Source organism: Pseudomonas sp. TE3895 (assembly GCF_056278855.1).
Window position 1 is genome coordinate 2,404,822 of record NZ_JBWBQE010000001.1, and the last position, 19,473, is coordinate 2,424,294.

Sequence of the window (19,473 nt, forward strand, 5' to 3'; positions counted from 1 at the left end):
ATGTCCGAGGCACGCAGCTTTATCAATCCTCAGGCGCAATCGTTTGAGTCGCTGAAGGCCGGCACGCCCATGTCGGCCCATCAGCGGGCCAAGTTTGATGTGCTAAATGCGCATATCGCCCATGGCGTGGTTGTTGGAGGGGAACTGGTGATTGTTGGTGACCCCAGTACGCCATCGTGTACGAGCCATGAGGCTTTTTTAATGGCGAAGGCAGCGGGAATACATCATCAGCTGGAGGTCAATGGTGCTGGGGTGGATGACTTCTTTCTGGACAACTACGAGATGCTGAAAAGTTTCCTCACCCACGCCTCCATGGGGGCTGGCGCTGTAAGCGATGGCTGGAGTAGGCACCTTGAGTCGCTCAAGAAGACCCTGGAAGATATTGAGGTCTTACATCGTCAATATTTGAGAGATGGCACAATTAAGGGGCGTAATGAGTTTTATGCCAGGCGAATGACCTTATTCATGAAGCTAGAAGAGCAGCTGAATAAATTGGCTGCGTACGGTTCAGGCCTGCGAAATAGAGGTTCGGTGAAGAGAGTCCTCGAGATATCAACCAAAAGCTACCTGCATACCGGTGAGATTGCTGGGTACGCCGAGAAGATCGCAGGAATCTCGAGAGCAGCCAATCTGATAAAGAAGGGTACTTATATCGGCTTGGGGCTCGACGTGGCTTCAACAGGGCTGAGTATCCATCATGCATGTACCTTTGGACGCCCTGAAGACTGCAGAAAGGCTAAATATGTGGAAGGCGTCTCTCTGGTTGGCAGTACGGGGGGATCGATCACTGGCGGGGCGATTGGTGGATTTCTAGGGGGAACTGGTTGCGTACTTTTCCTTGGAGTGACGACAGGCGGTCCGGGGGCTCTCGCGTGCACTGTCATTGGCGGTGCCGTGGGTGGCGCTACAGGCGGTTCGGTCGTAGGTGGTATCGGTGAAATGCTTGGTGAGTTGATATATGAGGTGGCGCAATGATTGGGTTCGACGCCAGGTGGTTAGGCCTTCCCTTGATGGTGGCTATGTTCATAGTCATATTTATATGGGTTTATGTTTCGGTTCGCTATGTGAGTCAAATAGAGTCGTTGCTATCTAATAGTTTGATGGTTTCTGGTAATAAAAAGATTTTTGGTCATGCAGGTTTGGTGGGTAAAGTGATGCGTACCGGCTCTGCATCCGTGATGTTGTCGATGAGGGCGATTTGCGTTCGTAAAGGCCTTCTAGACGTTCAGGATGTAAAAAAATTTCCTGGTGGATTGCGCCGCATGCTGGTTAGCTTGTGGTTTCTTCATATCGCTATTTTCTTGTCGCTCATTGGCCTTTGGAGCTGGTTGAAATTGGGGGGTTATTAAATTTCGTGTCTGGACAGGAAAATTTGCGCCTATCGTAGTGTTTTCAGCGCCTGGGAGACCGGGCGCCGCCCGCGCGGCGCGCAACAACGCAAGCGCTAAGCGCTTCGGAACGCTTGGCAACCTTGGCGGGTCCCAACCTGTGTACCCCTTTCGTCCACAGCAGGAGCCCGTAGCCATGAGCATCGCCTACGACTGGGACCTGATCGAACGCTTGCTGCACGAAGTGCAGAACGGCGCCGGTCACAGCTTCACGCCCCGCCCTTATGCCGAACAGCATGCTGCTGCACTGGCCGCCAAGGGTGAGCCGGTGGGTGACGTGGATCACCTGAAAACCCGTGCATGCGAGTATGAAAAGCTGCTATTTGAGCGCGGATTCATTGAATGCCGGCCTGAAGAGGACGGCGGCAATGGCGAAAACTTCGTCCTGACCGAACGCGGCTCGCGCTTGATGAGCCTGATCGACAGCAGCATCCCCGGCTTCGAGCACCCGCGCCAGGTGCTGGATGAGCAGGAAGATGCGCTGGACGAAACGACGTTCGAACAGGTATCTGCGAAGGCACAGATTGCTTGAGGTCGTTTTAAGGCTGGCAAGTGCAGCGTTCAAAACCCGATAATCGGTAGCTTCTGAACGCTGCCGAGCCTTGCCCATGCCTACGACCACCCCAGAGGCCCGCTTATGAGCGCGGTCCGCAAGAACCCTGACGCCTTTGCCTTCCAGGTAATGCTGGGCCTTTGCCTGATCTGGGGCTGCCAGCAGGTACTGATCAAGACCGCCGCCGTCGACATCGCGCCGGTGATGCAGGCAGCACTGCGCAATGGCATTGCCGCTGTGCTGGTAGGCCTGATGCTGTGCTGGCGGGGTGGCTGGGAGCAGGTCGGCAGCACCTGGCGCGCAGGGCTGGTGGCGGGCGGGCTGTTCGGGGTGGAGTTTCTGTTCATTGCCGAAGGGCTGAAACTGACCTCGGCGGCGCACATGTCGGTATTCCTCTATACCGCGCCGGTATTTACCGCCTTGGGCCTGCATTTTCGGCTACCCAGTGAACGCTTGCGGCTGCTGCAGTGGCTGGGCATTCTGCTGGCCTTCGGCGGCATTGCCATGGCCTTTGCCGGTGGCACTTCGTTCGAGCACATGGACAGCCGCACCTTGCTGGGAGATGCCTTTGGCGTGATCGCCGGGCTGGCCTGGGGCGCGACCACAGTGGTGGTGCGTTGTTCACGGCTATCGGAGGCGCCGGCGACCTTGACCCTGTTCTATCAGCTGGCGGTCGGTTTTGCCGGGCTGCTGCTGATCGCCCTGCTCAGCGGGCAGCTCGGCGCGGTGTCGCTGACGCCGCTGGCGATGGGCAGTGTATTGTTCCAGGGGATTGTGGTGTCGTTCATCAGCTACCTCACCTGGTTCTGGTTGTTGCGCAAGTACCTGGCGTCGAACCTCGCGGTGTTTTCCTTCATTACCCCATTGTTCGGGGTGACCTTTGGCGTTTTGCTGCTGGATGAGCCGCTCAGTGCGAATTTCGTGGTGGGCGCGTTGATGGTGTTGCTGGGTGTGATCCTGGTAAGTGCCGAGCCTTGGGTGAAACAACAATTGCGGCGGTTGGTAGGGTGATGTGTTGCCTCTACCGGCCCCTTCGCGGGCAAGCCCGCGCCTGCACAGCCGTTGTAGGCGCGGTCTTGCCCGCGAAGAGCCCGGTACAGACTGCATCGACTCAGGATGCAGCCTTGGCCTGACAGGCGCTTCCCTGCTGTGCGTTACCCGGCAACTGGACCAATACGCCCGCCACCGCCAACCCGCCCGCCGCCAGCATCAATGCCGGTTGCAGCCCGCCACTGTAATGGCTGCTGAGCGCCGCCAGCAGCGGCCCACTCAACTGCCCCAAGGCAAAGCACGCGGTCAGCAGCCCGGCATTGCGCTGTGTGGCATGTGGCGCCAACTCGCGAGAGCGCTGCATGACCAGTTGCATGCAGGCCAGGAACGGCCCGCCACACAGCGCAACACCCAGCGCCAGCCCGATACCCCCACCCAACAGGCAGGCCAGCACACCCAGCCCTTGCAACCACAGGGTGGCGGTCAACCAGGTTGAAGTGCGGCCACCACGGCGCACGCTCACCAGCAAGACGCCCAGCGCCGCCGCCAGGCCAAACGCCGGCCAGAACAGGTCAGCCAGCCACTGCCCGCGAAACTGCTGATTGGCCATCTGTGACAGAAAGGTGGCTGGCAGGATGTAGCCCATGCCATACAGGCCATACACCAACCCCAGGCGGCCAGTGCCGACACTGCGCGTCGCGCCTGGTCGTACTGGCGACTGAGCCGGTGCCGCTTGCAATGCCCGTGGCAACCACGGCCGCACGGCCAGCAGCATCACCAAGGCAGCCACGGCATAAATCAGCCACAGGGCTGCCGAGCCAAGCCCCAGCACATGCGCAACCAGTGCCAGTAGCCCGGTCACGGCAATACCGAGGCCGGGCCCGGCGAATACCAGCGCTCCCAGGCGCTGGCGGTTGTGCGCATTGGCGACTTGCTGGCTGAGGCTGGTGATCATCACCAGCACCCAGGCGCTGGCTACGCCTGTGCCAAAGCGCAGCAGCAGGTGGCCCCAAAAGCCGTTGGCAGCCCAGGAGGCCAGGGTCAGCAGCACACACAGCCACAGCCCCCCGTGCAGGCGCAGCCGTACCTGGCCTGGCGAGCGGGCGAACATGGCGTCCACCGCACCCACGAAATAGCCCAGGTAATTGGCCGCCGCGACCAGCCCGGCGACTGTCAGGTCGAACTGGCCTTCGGCAATCAGTTGTGGCAGTTGCGGGGTGAGGGCGAAACGACCGATGCCCATGGCCATCATCAGCGCCACGGCGCTGGCGAGCAGTTGAATGAGTGGCGACATGACAGGTCTCCTGCGCGGATATAAGTGATGGCTGGCAGGTTAGGGTGCTTTTATTTTCAATAAAATTGAATAATGATGATCAAGTTGTTCTGTTTTGGAGAATGCCGTGGAATTCAGCCAACTGCGTATCTTTCAGGCCGTGGCCGAGGAAGGCTCGGTTACCCGCGCCGCAGAGCGCCTGCACCGGGTGCCATCAAACCTCTCCACGCGGCTGCGCCAACTCGAGGAGCAACTGGGCGTCGAACTGTTCCTGCGCGAACGTCAGCGCCTGCAACTGTCGCCAGCAGGCAAGGTGCTGCTGGACTATGCCAACCGTATGTCCGCCTTGCGCGACGAAGCGCTGGGCGCCGTGCGTGGCGGTCAGCCGGCTGGGGACTTCGTGCTGGGGACCATGTACAGCACGGCGGCGACCCACCTGCCGGCGTTGCTGGCGCGCTATCACCAGGCTTACCCGCAGGTGAACCTGCAAGTGCGTGCAGCACCCAGCGGCGAGTTGCTTGAAGGGCTGTTGAACCACACCCTGGATGCTGCTCTTGTGGACGGGCCACCGAGCCTTGCCGGGCTGGATGGCGTGCCGCTGTGCGATGAGCAACTGGTACTGATCACCAGCCCCGAGCACCCGGCGGTACTCACCGCCAAGGACGTGGCGGGCAAGGCGGTGTTCACCTTCCGCCAGGGCTGCTCGTACCGCATGCGCCTGGAGGCCTGGTATGCCCATGCCCATACGCCAATGGGGCGGGTGATGGAGATCGAGTCGTACCAGAGCATGCTGGCCTGTGTGATCGCGGGTGCGGGTGTGGCGATGATGGCCCAGTCGATGCTCGACAGCCTGCCTGGACGTGATCGGGTGAGGGTGCACCCGCTGCAGGCACCTTTCGATCAGGCGGTCACCTGGCTGATGTGGCGCCAGGGTATGCGCGGGGCTAATCTGCAGGCATGGATCGACCTGCAACAAAGCGAAACGATTAACCAGTCGTCGGAATGCGCCGCCACGGCTTGATCCGAGTCAAAATCGCCCTTATCTGTAGGAACAGAGGCATGCGTAATACAGGACATCGGGCTATGATCTGTATGAAACATCGCAGGATTGATTTGCCGTGAGGCTGACCCGTCAAGGGGGCATTATGAATAAACCACTGTCAAACTGGCTCCACGACCTGGCCGTCGCCTTGGGGCTGATTCCACCACCCTTGCAGCCGGTGCCGATCCCGACTGATGAAGAGCAGCGCAAACGTCAACCGCGTCGGCGCTGATTAACGACAAAGGCCGCTTCACCCAAGTGGGTGCAGCGGCCTTTTTGTGTCTGCTGATTGTCTAATGCCTGTACTGGCCCTTTCGCGGGCAAGCCCGCTGCTACAAGCGAAAGGGCCGGTACAGCAGTCAGGCCAGCTTTACCGCCGCCACCGACTTGCGCGACACCAGGCTCACGCCCACAAAGCTCACCAGCCCTACTGCCAGGCTGTAGTAGATCGGCGTATTAGCCTCCAGCCCGTCCAGGAACATGAACAGCAGGGCGGTGGCAAAGCCCAGCGACATGCTGGCAATCGCGCCTGCGGTGGTCGCACGCTTCCAGAAGATCGCCCCGATCAGCGGGATCAGCATGCCGCCGACCAGCAGGTTGTAAGCCAGGGTCAGGGCGTTGATCACATCATTCACCACCAGCGCGATGCCCAGCACCACCAGGCCGGTGAGCAGGGTGAACAGGCGGCTGGTACCCAGGCTCGACTGCTTGCCGCCACGCAGCTTGGGCAGCAGGTCTTCGGTCACGGTGGTCGAGGCAGCCAGCAGACCGGCGCTGGCGGTGGACATCATGGCCGCCAGAGCCGCAGCCATCAGCAGGCCACGGATGCCATCGGGCAGGGTGGTCTTGATCATCTCGGCAAAGGCGTTGTTCGGGTTCGCCAGGTCGGGCATCAGCACATGCGCAGCCATGCCGATCGCCGCACAGGCCAGGCCATACAGCACGCAGTACACACCGGCGGTGGTGCCGGCTCGCTGACAGACCTTTTCGTCACGGGCGGTGAACACTCGCTGCCAGATGTCCTGGCCGATGAGGATGCCGAAGAAGTAGATCAGGAAGTAAGTGATGATGGTGTCCCAGCCAATGGTAGTCAGCTGGAAGCTGGCCGCTGGCAGTTTGGCCACCAGGGTGTCCCAACCACCGGCCTTGTACAGGCACACTGGCAGCAGGATGAACATCAGGCCGACGGTCTTGATCACAAACTGGACGATATCGGTCAGGGTCAGCGACCACATGCCGCCGATGGTCGAGTACAGCACTACCACGCCGCCGCCGAGCATCAGCGAAGCCCAGAACGGCAGGTCCAGCAGCACCTGCAGGACGGTGGCCATGGCCAGGGTCGAGGTGACCCCGATCATCAGCGCGTAAGCCAGCATGATGACGGCGCTGGCCTGGCGTGCGGTGGGGTTGTAGCGCTGTTCCAGTACCTGGGTCACGGTGAAGATGCGCAGGCGCAGCAGCGGTTTGGCGAGGAACAGGTTGATGGCGATGATGCCCAGGCCCAGGGCTGCGCACAGCCAGAAGCCGGAAATGCCGTGGACGTAGCCCAGGCGCACGGTGCCGACGGTGGAAGCGCCACCGAGTACGGTGGTGGCCATGGTGCCCATGTACAGCACCGGGCCGAGGTTGCGCCCGGCTACCAGGTAGTCTTCATGGGTTTTCGCGCGGCGCATGCCATACCAGCCAAGCCCGAGCATGCCGGCGGTGTAGATCATTACAACAATGATGTCCAAGGCCATTGGGGGTCTCCCGATTATCTTTATTATGGCGAGATCGACCGCGCGGGCGTTTGCACGGCGCCCGGCGGTCTTTTCTTGTGTTGGCGGGCCTCAGTGGCCCTCCCTCATGGCTCCTGCCGGGGTAGAGCGGTATTAGCGACGCACCACGCCAGGTAGCACGCACAGCATCTCGAACAGCAGGTTGGCACCGAGCAGCGAGGTGTTGCCGGTGGTGTCGTAAGGCGGGGAGACTTCGACAAGGTCACAGCCGATCAGGTCCAGGCCGTGGCAGCCGCGAATGATCTCCATCGCCTGGATGGTGGTCAAGCCGCCGATCTCCGGGGTTCCGGTACCGGGTGCCCAGGCCGGGTCGATGCCATCGATGTCGAAAGACAGGTAAACCGGGCCACCGCCGACCTTTTCCCGCACTTCGGCCATCAGTGGCTCCAGTGACTTGTGCCAGCACTCTTCGGCCTGGACCACGCGGAAGCCCTGGCGACGGCTCCAGTTGAAGTCATCGGCGGTGTAGCCCTGGGCGCGCAGGCCGATCTGCACCACGCGGTCACAGTCGAGCAGGCCTTCTTCCACGGCGCGGCGGAAGGTGGTGCCGTGGGCGATCTTCTCGCCGAACATGTGGTCGTTGACGTCGGCGTGGGCATCGATATGTACCAGGCCGATTTTGCCGTGTTTCTTGTGCAGCGCACGCAGGATCGGCAGGGTGATGGTGTGATCGGCCCCCCAGGGTCATGGGGATGACGTTGTGCTCGACGATCTCGTCATACGCTTCTTCGATGATGCGCACGGCGTCCAGCAGATTGAAGGTGTTGATTGCCACATCGCCGATATCGGCGACCGACAGCGAGTCGAACGGGGCGGCACCGGTCGCCATGTTGTACGGGCGGATCATCACCGATTCGGCGCGGATCTGCCGCGGGCCGAAGCGGGTGCCGGAGCGTAGCGAGGTACCGATATCCAGCGGTACGCCAATGAAGGCGGCATCCAGGCCTTCGGCGCTTTGCAGGTGGGGGAGGCGGAGCATGGTGGCGATGCCGCCGAAACGCGGCATTTCGTTGCCGCCCAGTGGTTGGTGGAGAGTCTTGTCCACGGTGGGCCTCATCAGTCGGTCGATTGTTGTGTTTGTTCGAACCTGTGCCGCCGCGCGCCATTCACGTGTGGTTTGCCGGCGGGCAGGGACATTTCGGCCAAGTCTGCTCAAGGGAGTACCGGGGAAGAATCGCTACCGACAAATACTTAGTTCAGGATTTTCTGAACTAAAGGCGGGTAGAGCAGTTAGACTGCGCGCACATACCCTTGTGGAACCGTTGCACCATGGCCTCGACCTTGCCCGACCTGAAACTGCTGCGCATCTTCATCAGTGTGGTGCGCCACCAGGGCTTTGCCAACGCCCAGCGCGAGCTGAACCTGTCGACCTCGGCCATCAGTACCTACATGAGCCAGCTGGAGGGCGCCTTGGGTATCGTGCTGTGCCACCGGGGTCGGGGTGGCTTCAGCCTGACCAGCAAGGGCGAGCTGTTCCATCAGGAAACCCTGCGCCTGCTGGCCGAGCTGGACGGTTTCGAGCAGTATGCCGCCGCCCTCAAGGGCGAATTGCGTGGCACCCTCAACCTTGGGGTGATCGACTCCACCGTCGGTGACCGCGCCTTGCCGCTGGCCGAAGCCATCGGCGCCTACAGCCAGGAGCACCCGGCGGTGCACCTGCATCTATCGGTGTCCAGCCCCTACGAGCTGCAACTGGGTGTGCAGGACAACCGCCTGGACCTGGCCATCGGCGCGTTTTCTTCGCGGATGAGCGGTCTGCTCTACCAGCCGTTGTACCGCGAACAGCACTGGCTGTACTGCAGCAGCCGCCACCCGTTGTATGCCGAGCGGCGCATTCCCGAGCAGGTAGTGACCCAGCAGCGCATGGTCGGCCGTGGTTATTGGAGCCAGGCCGAACTGGCCCGGCATGGCTTCAAGCACAGTGCGGCGACGGTTGAAAGCATGGAGGCGCAGCTGATCCTGATCCTTTCCGGGGCCTATATCGGCTACTTGCCTGAACACTACGCCCAGGCCTGGGTCGACAAAGGTGACTTGCGCGTGCTGTCGCCGTCGACCTTTGGTTACCAGGCCCCGTTCTCGCTGATCATTCGCCGCGGGCGCAGCCGCGAACCGTTGATCCAGACCTTCCGTGACCTGTTGAAAAGCCAGCTCAACGTGGGCTGAGATGCGACGCATTCATGCATTCCGTCGGGAGCGGGTTAAATTCCGCTAAACGCTGGCCGCTAACCTGATAGCGCTCTGCTACATATCAACTTGCGCTGATGATTTCCCCTTATTTCATCCTGCAAGGATCGCCCAAGATGCGCATGAATTTGCCCGTCACTGAGCACGAAAGAACCTTCCCCGGCGATCAACGCCTTATTTCCACGACTGACCTCGGCAGCCGAATCACCTACTGCAACGACGCCTTTGTGGCAATCAGCGGCTTTACCTATGACGAGCTGGTCGGCCAACCACACAACCTGGTGCGCCACCCGGACATGCCGCCGGCGGTGTTTGGCCATATGTGGGAAACCATCAAGCAGGGCAAACCGTGGATGGGCATCGTCAAGAACCGGGCGAAGAACGGCGATTACTACTGGGTAAGCGCCTACGTCACGGCGATATACGAACAGGGCCGGATCAGTGGCTACGAGTCGGTGCGCTCGGTGCCCACGCGTGAGCAGATCCGCCGTGCCGAGGCACTGTATGCGCGTTTGCGTGATGGTCGCGGCCCAGTGCCGTGGGCTGCTCGCCTGGGGCACGGCCTGGGCCATGGCTGGCCGCTGATCGGCGCCGGCCTGCTGTCGGCGGCGGGTTATCTTTGGCTGCCTCCCTATGCGGCGCTCGCGGTGCTGATGGCAAGTCTGCTGCTGGCTTGGTACTGGGTCGAGCACCGGCAGAACCAGGCCATTCGCCGCACCTTGGCTGAGCATCCCAAGGCCTTTACCAGTCCGTTGGTGGCGCTGACCTACAGCGACAACCCAGGCCTGCAGGGCCAGCTCGACCTGGCCATCATCAGCGAAGAGGCCCGCCTGCAAACGGCCCTGACCCGGCTGGTGGATGCCGGTGTCGGGGTAAAGTCGCGGGCGGCGCAGTCTTCCGACCTGTCCGATGCCCAGGCGCAGATGCTCGACCGGCAGCGCAGCGAGACCGACCAGTCCGCCACGGCGATCGCGCAGATGGCGGCAACCATCCAGCAGGTCACCCACAACGTGCAGAGCACGGCACACGCGGCAGGTGATGCCGACCAACTGGCGCAGCAGGGCAGCGAGCTGGCCCTGAAGAGCCTGCAAGCCATGGGCAGCATGAGCGACGCGGTCAATGACATTGGTCAGGCGGTCAACGCCTTGGCCGAGCAGACCCAGTCGATTGGCAGCGTGGTCGACGTGATCACTTCGATTGCCGAGCAGACCAACCTGCTGGCGCTTAACGCCGCCATTGAAGCGGCGCGCGCCGGTGAGCAAGGTCGGGGGTTCGCCGTGGTGGCTGATGAGGTGCGGTCATTGGCGCAGCGTACCCGCGCGTCGACCGAAGAGATCCACCATATCATTGCCTCGTTGAGGGCCGGGGCGGAGCGAGCGGTGAGCACTGCCAGCCGGGGCGAGCAGATTTCCCGGGACAGTGTGCACAGTGTCGAGGCGGTGCAGGCGGCACTGAGCGGGATTGCCCTGGCGGTCAGCCGCATCACTGGCATGAGCCAGCAGATGGCCACGGCATCGGAGCAACAGAGCCATGTGGCTGAAGACATCAACCAGCAGATCGTGAGAATTGCCCAGCTGTGCGACCAGAGTGCCGGGCAAGCCAGGCAAGGCGCGGAAATCAGCCAGGACCTCGAGCGCATGGCGGAGTACCTGCATAGCCTGGCGGAAAGGTTCAACCGTTGAAATCGCGGGGCCCGCAAAGCGAGCCCCGGTTATGTGGCAAACTGTCCCCGCCAAGGAGACCGTCATGCCCAGACCCCGCTGCGAGCGCTGCCAGCGCCCGCTCGACCATTGCCTATGCCCACTGATCCCCGCGCTCGACAGCCGCACCCGTGTGATCCTGCTGCAGCACCCCAGTGAAACTGCCCATGCCCTGAACACGGCGCGCCTGGCTGCCCTTGGCCTGAACAATGCCGAGCTGCGGATTGGAGAGGTGTTCGATGACCTGCCTGACCTGCTCGCCACCCCCGGATACCAGCCGGTGCTGCTGTTCCCGGGTGATGACGCCCAGGTGCTGACAGCCTATGGCGAGGCGGGCGACAAACCTTTGCTGCTGATCGTGCCCGACGGCACCTGGCGCAAGGCGCGCAAGCTGCTGTACCTGAACCCGTTGCTGGGGGGGCTGCCACGGGTGACGCTGGCCCAGGCGGCCGCTTCACGCTATCGGTTGCGCAAAGCGCCGGAGGCGGGTGCGTTGTCGACGATCGAGGCGGTGGTCGGGGCATTGAACACGCTGGAGCAACCGGCCTGCTTCGATGCACTGCTGGCGCCGTTCGAGGCGTTGATCGAGGGGCAGATCAGGGCCATGGGCGTAGAGACCTTTCAGCGTAATCATGGCCGCGAATGAGGGTTGGGGGCTGCTTTGCAGCCCATTCGCAGCACAAAGCGGCCCCGCTACCTAAAACCCGCTCAACGCATCTCAGGCAGACGCGCCTCGGTGCGGACTTCGGTGGTCGCCAGCGCCTCTGGTGGCAACGAAATATGCTGTTTGCTCAGCAATTCACCCATGGTCGCCAGTACGCGGTAGCGCGAGAACTCTTCGGTATAACGCACCTCGGTGTAGCGACGGTCTGCGTTGTACAGCTCGTTCTCACTGTCGAGGACGTCCAGCAGGGTGCGCTGGCCCAGGCCGAACTGGTCCTGGTAGGCCGCGCGCACACGTTTGGTGGTCTCGGCGTATTCGCGCGCGGTCGGCAGCTGCTTGCTGGCGTTGTTCATGGCGTTCCACGCCAGGCTCAGGTTCTCGGTCAACTCACGCAGGGCGTTGTTGCGAATGTCCAGTGCCTGGTTGATCTTGTGCGCGTCGGACTGCAGGCGAGCCTTGTCGCTGCCACCGCGGAACAGGTTGTAGTTCATCTCCACGCCAGCTTGCCAGTCGTTGTTGTTGTGGCCTTTCTCGCCGCCGGTGTTGTTGTTGGCACCGGTTGCCAGAATGGCGTCGAAGCGCGGGTAGAAGGTCGACTTGCCCACTTCGTACTGCTGCTCGGCGGCGTTGACGTCAGCCTGGGCAGACTTGATGTACGGGTTATTCTGGCGCATGCCGTCGCGGGCTTCGTCGAGGGTGCCTGGCACCTCGCCCTTGATGCTCTGCGGGCTTTCCAGCTCGTCCGGGGCGCGACCGATCACGCTGAAGAAATTGGCCTCGGCATCGGCCAGGTCGACTTCGGCGGTGTCCAGGTTGTTTTCCGCCAGGGCGCGACGTGCGCGGGACTGGTCGAGGTCGGCGGTGCTGCCGACGCCGCGCTCGTTGCGCAGGCCAATCTGGTCGTTGACGCGCAGGTGAGCTTGCAGGTTGTTCTTGGCCAGCGTCACCAGTTCACGGCGTTTGAGCACTTCCAGGTAGACCTCGACTGCACGCAGGGCGACATCCTGGGCAACGGCCTGGGTGTAATAGGCGCGCGAGGTAGAGACCGCCTCGGTGCGGCCTACTTCATTCGCGGTGTTGAAGCCGTCGAAGATCATCTGCCGCAGGCGCAGTTCGGACTGGGTGTAGTTGAGGGTTTCCTTGTTGTGGTTACCCTCGGCACGGGTCGTGGTGTTGTCCGAGCGCTGGCGGCCGTAACCGGCAACCAGGTCCACGGAAGGGTAGTAGCCACCACGCGCGAACTTCACGTCTTCATCGGCCGACAGCTTGCTGTTACGGTTGGAGCTGACTTGTGGGTGGTAGTCCACGGCGCTTTGGACAGCCTCGGTAATCGACATCGCCTGTACGTTGGCACTCGCCAGGGCCAACAGTAAAGCACTGGTGATGGGGTTCAAAACGCGCATGGTACATCTCCCTGATCCTGGAATTGATCCTGCTGTTCGCCAAAAAAATGACGATAAACGTATCGCGTATAGTGTTGCAGGTTTTTAACAACACAGCTAAGTACATTCAACGCGATAGATAAGAAGATTTATTCATATCAAATTGCCATATAAGATCGTTGTTGTCTAATAAGTGTGTATTCAAGGGCACGGAACGAAGGCGGGAAATGCCTTGAAAACCCATGGATACAAGGCCTATGCGCAGTTCCAGAACTAATTCGGATAAAGAGGGTGTTGATTAGGCGAAAGCGATATTTGGCGACAAAATATTGTCACTTTGGCTTGTGCAGGGTTTTCAGGCTGAGAATGTACAGGGTGACCAATGCGGCACTGGTCAACATGAAGGTGCGCGCCCAGAACAGCGGCACCAGGTAGCACGACAGGCCAATGCTGGCCCACATGAGGCCGATGGCGTAGACCTTGCCCTTGAGGGGGATGCCTTCACCACTGAGGTAGTCACGGATCCATGGCCCCAGCTTGGGATGATGGACCAGCCAGTGATGGAAGCGCGGCGAGCTGCGGGCAAAGCAGGCCGCCGCCAAAAGCAGGAATGGGGTGGTGGGCAATACCGGCAGGAATATCCCCAGCACCCCCAGCGCGACGCTGAGCCAGCCAGTGGCCAGCAGCAGGTAGCGCACAGGTAGCTCAGTGGTGGCGTGGCTTGAGCAGCGCCGGTTTTTCGTCAGGGGCGTGCAGCAGCAGGAACAGTGCGCTCAGTGCCTCGGGGATTTGCACGATCATGTCATCCTGCAGGTTGGCGTTGCTGGCGATGTCGGCGAACTCTGGTTGTTCGTCGAACAAGCCCGAACCCACCATGATCGGCAGCAGCATTTCGCTGACTTCTTCCTCGGCGTTTTCGAACCACGCCTCTTCCCGCAGGAACACGCCTTCCATGAAACCGATGCACCAGCCGCGCAGGTCGGAATCGTCCGGCTCATCGGTCAGGTCGAGGTCGCAGGGCAGGTCGAATTCTTCGTCACTGGCCAGCTGGCGGGCAATGTGCGCCTTGAGCGCCACCAGGGTGGCCTCGATCTCGGTGCGCTGGGCTTCGCTGGCGTAGTGCGGCTCCTCGGCGAACAGGGCGTCGATCCACTCGCGCTCGGGCACGTCCTCGGCGTTGATCGAAAGAGCGGTGAGGTAGCCGTGTGCGGCGACATAGTCCAGCGCTTCTTCGTGCAGCTCGTCGGCGTCGAGGAAGGCTTGCAGGCGGGTCAGTTGCTCGGCGAAGGACATTACAGGGCTACCTTGGGGAATAAACGATAACGAATTCTAGCACCTTGCAGCGGCAGCGGGGCAAAGGGAACGTCTATCGCCGCGGTGCATGTGCAGCGCGGTGCTGCGGTATACTCCGCGATTTTTCATCCAGGGGCAGGTTTTAACGGCTGCCTGGCAAAAACCGCTTACGCATTTGGCGTGTGCGGGGCGGGTTTTTCGTCCAGCCTTTATCCAGGATGGTACGGCGATTTGGAGTTGCACATGCTCGAACAGGCTCAGCGCGTTCTCAAGGACATCTTCGGCTACGACAGTTTCCGTGGGCGCCAGGCAGCGATCATCGAATGCGTGGCCAATGGCGGCGATGCCTTGGTACTGATGCCCACCGGTGGCGGCAAATCGCTGTGTTTCCAGGTGCCGGGGCTGCTGCGCCCGGGCTTGACGGTGGTGGTATCGCCACTGATCGCGCTGATGGACGACCAGGTCGCCACCCTTGACGAGCTGGGTGTGTCTGCGGCCGCCCTGAACTCTACCCTGACGGCGGAGCAGCAGCGTGAACTGGCCGGGCGCCTGCGCCGTGGTGAAGTCAAGATGCTGTACCTGGCGCCGGAACGCCTGGTGCAGCCGCGCATGCTCGACTTCCTGCGCGATCTGGACATCTCGCTGTTCGCCATTGACGAGGCCCACTGCGTTTCGCAATGGGGTCACGATTTCCGCCCCGAGTACCTGCAGCTGGGTCAGCTGGCCGAACTGTTTCCGCATGTGCCGCGCATTGCGCTTACCGCTACGGCCGACATGCGAACCCGCGAGGAGATCGTTCAGCGCCTGCACCTGCAGGGCGCCGAGCGCTTCCTGTCGAGTTTCGACCGGCCCAACATCTTCTACCGCATCGTGCCCAAGGAGGCACCGCGCAAGCAGTTGATGGCCTTTCTCGGCGAGCGTCGTGGCAACGCTGGCATCGTCTACTGCCTGTCGCGCAAGAAGGTCGACGAAACCGCCGCCTTCCTCTGCAGTCAGGGGTTCCCTGCGCTGCCGTATCACGCCGGCCTTGCCGCCGAGACACGTGCGGCCAACCAGCACCGCTTTCTCAACGAGGAAGGGCTGATCATGGTCGCTACCATTGCTTTCGGCATGGGTATCGACAAGCCCAACGTGCGCTTCGTTGCTCACCTCGACCTGCCCAAATCGCTTGAGGCCTACTACCAGGAAACCGGCCGGGCCGGCCGTGACGGCCTGCCCTCCGATGCCTGGATGGCCTACGGGCTGCAGGACATGGTGATGCTCAAGCAGATGCTGCAGAACTCCGAAGGCGACGAGCGCCACAAGCGTATCGAGCAGCACAAGCTGGACGCCATGCTGGCGCTGTGCGAAGAAACGCGCTGCCGCCGCCAGTCGCTGCTGGCCTACTTCGACGAGACCCTCGAACAACCGTGCGGGCACTGCGACAACTGTGTCGACAACATCCAGACCTGGGACGCCACCGAGCCGGCCCGCCAGGCGCTGTCGGCGGTGTTCCGCACCGGCCAGCGCTATGGTGTTGGCCACCTGGTCGATGTGCTGTTGGGCAAGGACACCGAGAAGGTGCGCAATTTCGGCCACGAGAAGCTGTCGGTATTCGGCGTTGGCAAAGGCTTGGCCGAGGTGGAGTGGCGTTCACTGTTCCGTCAGCTGGTGGCGCGCGGCCTGGTCGATATCGACCTGGAAGGCTACGGCGGTCTGCGCCTGTCCGACAGCTGCCGGCCGCTGCTGCGCGGCGAGGTGACCTTGCAACTGCGCCGTGATCTCAAACCGCAGACCACGGCCAAAACCTCGTCGTCCAGCGGCGGCAGCCCGGCCAGCCAGCTGGTGCGTGCCGAAGAGCGCGATCTGTGGGAAGCGCTGCGTACCCTGCGCCGCAAGCTGGCCGAAGAACACAGTGTGCCACCCTACGTCATCTTCCCCGACTCGACACTGCTGGAGATGCTGCGCAGCCAGCCGGTCAGCCTCAGCGACATGGCCCAGGTCAGCGGTGTGGGGGCGCGCAAGCTGGAGCGCTACGGCCAGGCGTTCCTTGAAGTGCTGAACAGCAGCGGTGGCACCGACGAGGCACCGAAAGTGGTGCTCGACCTGCGCCACGAACTGGTCAGCCTGGCCCGTGCCGGCATGACCCCGGCGCAGATCGCCGGGCAGCTCAACTGCAGCGAGAAGAACGTGTATAGCCTGCTGGCCGAGGCGTTGGGCCGCCAGGAGCTGAGTCTGGACCAGGCCATCGACCTGCCGGAAGACCTGATGATGGAGGTGCAGGACGCCTTTCTTGACGGCGAGGGTGAGCTGCCACCGGTGTCGGCCATTGCCCCGCAGTTCGGGGCGCGGGTGCCGGAGGGCGTACTCTATTGCGTGCGCGCAGCACTGGCGGCGGAATTCGAATTGTAAACGCATGCAGGATCGAAGGCAGAAGCGCCATCTGCTGACCTTTGTCATGCTTTTTGACGATTATCGAACGCGTAACCATGGCCGAGCCTTGCCTCGTGGGGCAGGGCATGGTTAGCTGCCTAATAATTAGATCTACTCCAATGAGTTCCTTATGCCCCTGAACGACAACCAACACCGCTTTGGCATGCAACTGGCCCAGATGTCCCGAGGTTGGCGTGCCGAGTTGGACCGCCGCCTGGCCGGGCTCAACCTGTCCCAGGCGCGCTGGCTGGTGTTGCTGCACCTGGCGCGCTTCGAAGACGCCCCGACCCAGCGTGAGCTGGCCCAGAGCGTAGGTGTCGAGGGCCCGACCCTGGCGCGTCTGCTCGACAGCCTGGAAGCGCAAGGGCTGGTGCGCCGGCAGGCGGTGCTGGAGGACCGGCGGGCGAAGAAGATCGTGCTGTGCCCGCCGGCCAAGCCGTTGATCGATCAGATCGAGACCATCGCCAACCAACTGCGGGTAGAGCTGTTTACCGGCGTGGACGAGGCGGACTTGCAGGTCTGTATGCGCGTGCATGCCAAGATCCTGGCCAACCTCGAAAAGTCCTGAGCTCCCCCCATCGTTGCAGGTGCAGTGCAAGCCTCAGAAGGTGTGCCCAAGGTTCAGGTACACCGCCTGCTCATGCGCACTGTTGGCGCCGTAGCTGAAGTTCAGCGGCCCTAGAGGCGTCTCCAGCCCCAGGAAGATGCTCGCCGCATTGATGTACCCACTGTCGAATTCGTTGTCATTGTTCCACGCCCGCCCACGCTCCAGCGAGCCGCCGATGTACAGCGGGAAGTCCAGCGGCACATAGGCCCGTGGCGTCAGCCGGCGGTAATAGACCATGCGCAGCAGGCTCACGTTCTGCCCCGATACCGAGTCCTGGCGGAAGCCTGACAGCTCTCGCGCCCCGCCCATCACAAAGCTCGACGTCACCACTTCGGTGTCGTCCAGCGTGCGCCCGTAGCGCCCACCCAGTACGAACGTGTTCGGCCCGCTGCTGATGGCCTTGTCCAGGGTGAACAGCCACTGCCGGTAATCCTGGTCGGAGTCCAGCGACTTGTCGTATTTGCGCAAGGTCAGGCCGATATCCTCGCCATGGTGCGGGAAGTACACGTTATCGAGGGTGTCGAACGAGTACTTCAGCTCGTAGAAACCTTCGTTGAAACTGACTTTGGGCAGGTCCTGGTCGCCGATGCGCACCTCGGCTTCGCCCCAGGCCTTGCCCACGCCCAGGCGCACTTCACCGCTGTTGCCGATCTGCCGGCCTACGTTCAGGCCAAAGCCATAGCGTTCCAGGCGATACTCGGCGACCGGGTCGTTGTCCAGGGTGGCTTCGATGTTCTGCGAGCCCAGGTCCAGGTACGGCGCGATGAAGTAGCGTGAGCCCACATCCAGGGGTTGGTAGAACTCGCTGTACAGCGCTTGCTGGTCACCGATCTGGCCGCGGGTCAGCCATTCGGCGCCAAGGCTGTTGATGCCGTTGACCCGGTAGCTGGCGCCCAGGTTGAAAGCGCTGTCGCCGCGCAGGTCATCGGACAGGTTCAGGCCCAGGCGCAGGTAGTCCGTGCCGCCGCGTCGGCCCCGGGCGTTGATCACCAGGGTATTGTCGTTGCCCTTGTGCACCACGCGGTACTGCACCCTGTCGAAGTAGTCCAGGCCATACAGCGTACCCATGTCGGTCTGCAGGCGGCCCAGTTCCAGCGGCGCGTCGATTGGCTGGCGGATGTACGAGCGGATTACATCATCGCTGACCTTGGAGTCGTTTTCGATCCGGATTGCGGTGATTACCGGCGTGCGCTGGCGCGGCGAGCGGGCCACGGCCAGGCTGGCGTCGCCCTCGAGCTGGCGCAGGGTGGCCAGGCGTGGGTCAAGCAGGCGAGTGGCGCGGTAACCGGCGTCGATCATGTCGCGGGCACGGCCGAAGTCAGTCACGCCGAAGGCGGTCAGCGATGGCTGGATGAGGATGTCGTCGCGGTGCAGACTGGCCAGTTGTTCTTCGGAGTTGCGTCGGGTCATCAAAGTGATCGACTGATTCAGCACGTCGACCACCGTCAGTAATTGCTTGCGATCGCGCAGCGGGGTGCCGATGTCGACCACGATGGCCAGGTCCACGCCCATTTCGCGGGCCACATCCACCGGAATGTTGTCGACCATCCCGCCGTCCACCAGCAGGCGGCCGTCCAGTTCGACCGGGGCGAACACGGCGGGGATCGACATGCTGGCGCGGATTACCTGGGGCAGGTGACCCCGGCGGAACACGACTTTTTCGCCACTGGCGATGTCGGTAGCCACGGCGCGGAAAGGAATGGGCAGCTTATCGAAGTCGCGGGTGTCGGCGGTATGCGCCAGTTTGCTTTCCAGTAGCAGTGACAAGTTCTGGCCCTGAATCACACCCAGCGGCAGGCCCATGCTGCCGTCGTCGCGAAAGCTGAGCTTCTGCTTGACCAGGAAGTCACGGTCATCCTGCTTGCGCCGGAACGGCACATCCTTGCGCGGCGGGGCATCGGAGAGCGCCTGTTGCCAGTCAAGGGTGGTCGCGAGTTTTTCCAGCTCTTCGACACTGTAGCCCGAGGCGTACAGGCCGCCGACCACCGCGCCCATGCTGGTGCCGGCGATGGCGTCGATGCGCACACCCTGTTCCTCCAGTGCTTTGAGCACGCCGATGTGGGCCAGGCCACGGGCAGCACCGCCAGACAACACCAGGCCGACCTTGGGCCTGGCGGGTTCCGCAGCGATTGCCGTAAGCGAGGTGAGTGCGAGCAGAAAACAGAACAGCAGACGGCGCATCGTGACTCTCAAACCGTGGGCTAAAG

17 protein-coding genes and 1 pseudogene are annotated in these 19,473 nt (G+C 62.1%); 11 read left to right on the forward strand and 7 right to left on the reverse strand.

Going from position 1 to position 19,473, the window contains the following annotated elements; all coding sequences use genetic code 11:
- The 4 genes from ACZ889_RS10900 to ACZ889_RS10915 all read left to right on the forward strand — a co-directional run bounded on the left by ACZ889_RS10900 (nt 1) and on the right by ACZ889_RS10915 (nt 2,952).
- Nucleotides 1-975, forward strand: a complete 975-nt coding sequence (locus ACZ889_RS10900; RefSeq protein ID WP_476257376.1) for a hypothetical protein — start codon at nt 1-3, stop codon at nt 973-975.
- Complete coding sequence (locus ACZ889_RS10905; protein WP_047604231.1) at nt 972-1,349, forward strand: hypothetical protein; 378 nt, start codon at nt 972-974, stop codon at nt 1,347-1,349. The genes ACZ889_RS10900 and ACZ889_RS10905 overlap by 4 nt, the downstream gene beginning before the upstream one ends.
- Before the next feature lie 175 nt (nt 1,350-1,524).
- Nucleotides 1,525-1,920: a hypothetical protein gene (locus ACZ889_RS10910; RefSeq protein WP_003254595.1), complete on the forward strand. Its 396-nt coding sequence runs from the start codon at nt 1,525-1,527 to the stop codon at nt 1,918-1,920.
- A gap of 105 nt (nt 1,921-2,025) precedes the next feature.
- Nucleotides 2,026-2,952: a DMT family transporter gene (locus ACZ889_RS10915; RefSeq protein WP_476257377.1), complete on the forward strand. Its 927-nt coding sequence runs from the start codon at nt 2,026-2,028 to the stop codon at nt 2,950-2,952.
- A gap of 100 nt (nt 2,953-3,052) precedes the next feature.
- On the opposite strand, the gene ACZ889_RS10920 is transcribed toward ACZ889_RS10915, so the two are convergent.
- On the reverse strand, nt 3,053-4,225 hold the full coding sequence (locus tag ACZ889_RS10920) for an MFS transporter (protein WP_476257378.1): 1,173 nt from the start codon (nt 4,223-4,225) through the stop codon (nt 3,053-3,055).
- Nucleotides 4,226-4,331: 106 nt separating this feature from the next.
- Between ACZ889_RS10920 and ptrR the strand changes: the two genes are divergently transcribed.
- Nucleotides 4,332-5,225 (forward strand): putrescine utilization regulator PtrR, encoded by an 894-nt coding sequence (ptrR, locus tag ACZ889_RS10925; protein WP_180688665.1) that lies wholly within the window; start codon nt 4,332-4,334, stop codon nt 5,223-5,225.
- Nucleotides 5,226-5,349: 124 nt separating this feature from the next.
- Entirely contained in the window at nt 5,350-5,478 is a 129-nt protein-coding gene (locus ACZ889_RS10930; RefSeq protein ID WP_009683677.1) for a PA1414 family protein, read from the forward strand.
- A 127-nt stretch (nt 5,479-5,605) separates the two neighbouring features.
- Here ACZ889_RS10930 and ACZ889_RS10935 read toward each other — a convergent pair whose 3' ends face one another.
- Both ACZ889_RS10935 and speB read right to left on the reverse strand, forming a co-directional pair.
- Nucleotides 5,606-6,985 carry a sodium:solute symporter family protein gene (locus ACZ889_RS10935; RefSeq protein WP_003254587.1) on the reverse strand — a complete coding sequence of 460 codons (1,380 nt, stop codon included), beginning with the start codon at nt 6,983-6,985 and terminating at the stop codon, nt 5,606-5,608.
- A gap of 132 nt (nt 6,986-7,117) precedes the next feature.
- Nucleotides 7,118-8,069: pseudogene (gene speB, locus ACZ889_RS10940) on the reverse strand (agmatinase).
- A gap of 224 nt (nt 8,070-8,293) precedes the next feature.
- On the opposite strand from speB, the gene ACZ889_RS10945 reads away from it, so the two are divergent.
- From ACZ889_RS10945 to ACZ889_RS10955, 3 genes are all read left to right on the forward strand, one after another.
- The gene (locus ACZ889_RS10945) at nt 8,294-9,187 is read left to right on the forward strand and encodes a LysR family transcriptional regulator (RefSeq protein ID WP_003254585.1); all 894 of its coding nucleotides are present in this window, start codon (nt 8,294-8,296) and stop codon (nt 9,185-9,187) included.
- Between the two features lie 137 nt (nt 9,188-9,324).
- The gene (locus tag ACZ889_RS10950) at nt 9,325-10,890 is read left to right on the forward strand and encodes a methyl-accepting chemotaxis protein (RefSeq protein WP_070096451.1); all 1,566 of its coding nucleotides are present in this window, start codon (nt 9,325-9,327) and stop codon (nt 10,888-10,890) included.
- Nucleotides 10,891-10,954: 64 nt separating this feature from the next.
- A complete protein-coding gene (locus tag ACZ889_RS10955) occupies nt 10,955-11,554 on the forward strand; it encodes a tRNA-uridine aminocarboxypropyltransferase (protein ID WP_017148157.1) in 600 nt (199 codons plus the stop codon).
- A 62-nt stretch (nt 11,555-11,616) separates the two neighbouring features.
- Here ACZ889_RS10955 and ACZ889_RS10960 read toward each other — a convergent pair whose 3' ends face one another.
- The 3 genes from ACZ889_RS10960 to ACZ889_RS10970 all read right to left on the reverse strand — a co-directional run bounded on the left by ACZ889_RS10960 (nt 11,617) and on the right by ACZ889_RS10970 (nt 14,247).
- Entirely contained in the window at nt 11,617-12,975 is a 1,359-nt protein-coding gene (locus tag ACZ889_RS10960) for a TolC family outer membrane protein (RefSeq protein ID WP_014861219.1), read from the reverse strand.
- Nucleotides 12,976-13,286: 311 nt separating this feature from the next.
- The gene (locus ACZ889_RS10965) at nt 13,287-13,652 is read right to left on the reverse strand and encodes a YbaN family protein (RefSeq protein WP_010955201.1); all 366 of its coding nucleotides are present in this window, start codon (nt 13,650-13,652) and stop codon (nt 13,287-13,289) included.
- Nucleotides 13,653-13,659: 7 nt separating this feature from the next.
- Complete coding sequence (locus ACZ889_RS10970) at nt 13,660-14,247, reverse strand: YecA/YgfB family protein (protein ID WP_010955200.1); 588 nt, start codon at nt 14,245-14,247, stop codon at nt 13,660-13,662.
- Between the two features lie 243 nt (nt 14,248-14,490).
- On the opposite strand from ACZ889_RS10970, the gene recQ reads away from it, so the two are divergent.
- Nucleotides 14,491-16,638: a DNA helicase RecQ gene (gene recQ, locus ACZ889_RS10975; RefSeq protein WP_003254576.1), complete on the forward strand. Its 2,148-nt coding sequence runs from the start codon at nt 14,491-14,493 to the stop codon at nt 16,636-16,638.
- Nucleotides 16,639-16,789: 151 nt separating this feature from the next.
- A complete protein-coding gene (locus ACZ889_RS10980) occupies nt 16,790-17,227 on the forward strand; it encodes a MarR family transcriptional regulator (protein ID WP_003254575.1) in 438 nt (145 codons plus the stop codon).
- Nucleotides 17,228-17,260: 33 nt separating this feature from the next.
- Here ACZ889_RS10980 and ACZ889_RS10985 read toward each other — a convergent pair whose 3' ends face one another.
- A complete protein-coding gene (locus tag ACZ889_RS10985) occupies nt 17,261-19,447 on the reverse strand; it encodes a patatin-like phospholipase family protein (RefSeq protein WP_003254573.1) in 2,187 nt (728 codons plus the stop codon).
- Between the last annotated feature and the right edge of the window lie 26 nt (nt 19,448-19,473).

Coding starts and splice junctions, on each gene's coding strand:
- ACZ889_RS10935 (WP_003254587.1), bottom strand. CDS start 6,985: ATGGCCTTGGACATCATTGTTGTAATGATCTACACCGCCGGCATGCTC.
- ACZ889_RS10905 (WP_047604231.1), top strand. CDS start 972: ATGATTGGGTTCGACGCCAGGTGGTTAGGCCTTCCCTTGATGGTGGCT.
- ACZ889_RS10985 (WP_003254573.1), bottom strand. CDS start 19,447: ATGCGCCGTCTGCTGTTCTGTTTTCTGCTCGCACTCACCTCGCTTACG.
- ACZ889_RS10945 (WP_003254585.1), top strand. CDS start 8,294: ATGGCCTCGACCTTGCCCGACCTGAAACTGCTGCGCATCTTCATCAGT.
- ACZ889_RS10910 (WP_003254595.1), top strand. CDS start 1,525: ATGAGCATCGCCTACGACTGGGACCTGATCGAACGCTTGCTGCACGAA.
- ACZ889_RS10950 (WP_070096451.1), top strand. CDS start 9,325: ATGCGCATGAATTTGCCCGTCACTGAGCACGAAAGAACCTTCCCCGGC.
- ACZ889_RS10970 (WP_010955200.1), bottom strand. CDS start 14,247: ATGTCCTTCGCCGAGCAACTGACCCGCCTGCAAGCCTTCCTCGACGCC.
- ACZ889_RS10930 (WP_009683677.1), top strand. CDS start 5,350: ATGAATAAACCACTGTCAAACTGGCTCCACGACCTGGCCGTCGCCTTG.
- ACZ889_RS10980 (WP_003254575.1), top strand. CDS start 16,790: ATGCCCCTGAACGACAACCAACACCGCTTTGGCATGCAACTGGCCCAG.
- ACZ889_RS10900 (WP_476257376.1), top strand. CDS start 1: ATGTCCGAGGCACGCAGCTTTATCAATCCTCAGGCGCAATCGTTTGAG.
- ACZ889_RS10915 (WP_476257377.1), top strand. CDS start 2,026: ATGAGCGCGGTCCGCAAGAACCCTGACGCCTTTGCCTTCCAGGTAATG.
- recQ (WP_003254576.1), top strand. CDS start 14,491: ATGCTCGAACAGGCTCAGCGCGTTCTCAAGGACATCTTCGGCTACGAC.
- ACZ889_RS10920 (WP_476257378.1), bottom strand. CDS start 4,225: ATGTCGCCACTCATTCAACTGCTCGCCAGCGCCGTGGCGCTGATGATG.
- ACZ889_RS10955 (WP_017148157.1), top strand. CDS start 10,955: ATGCCCAGACCCCGCTGCGAGCGCTGCCAGCGCCCGCTCGACCATTGC.
- ACZ889_RS10960 (WP_014861219.1), bottom strand. CDS start 12,975: ATGCGCGTTTTGAACCCCATCACCAGTGCTTTACTGTTGGCCCTGGCG.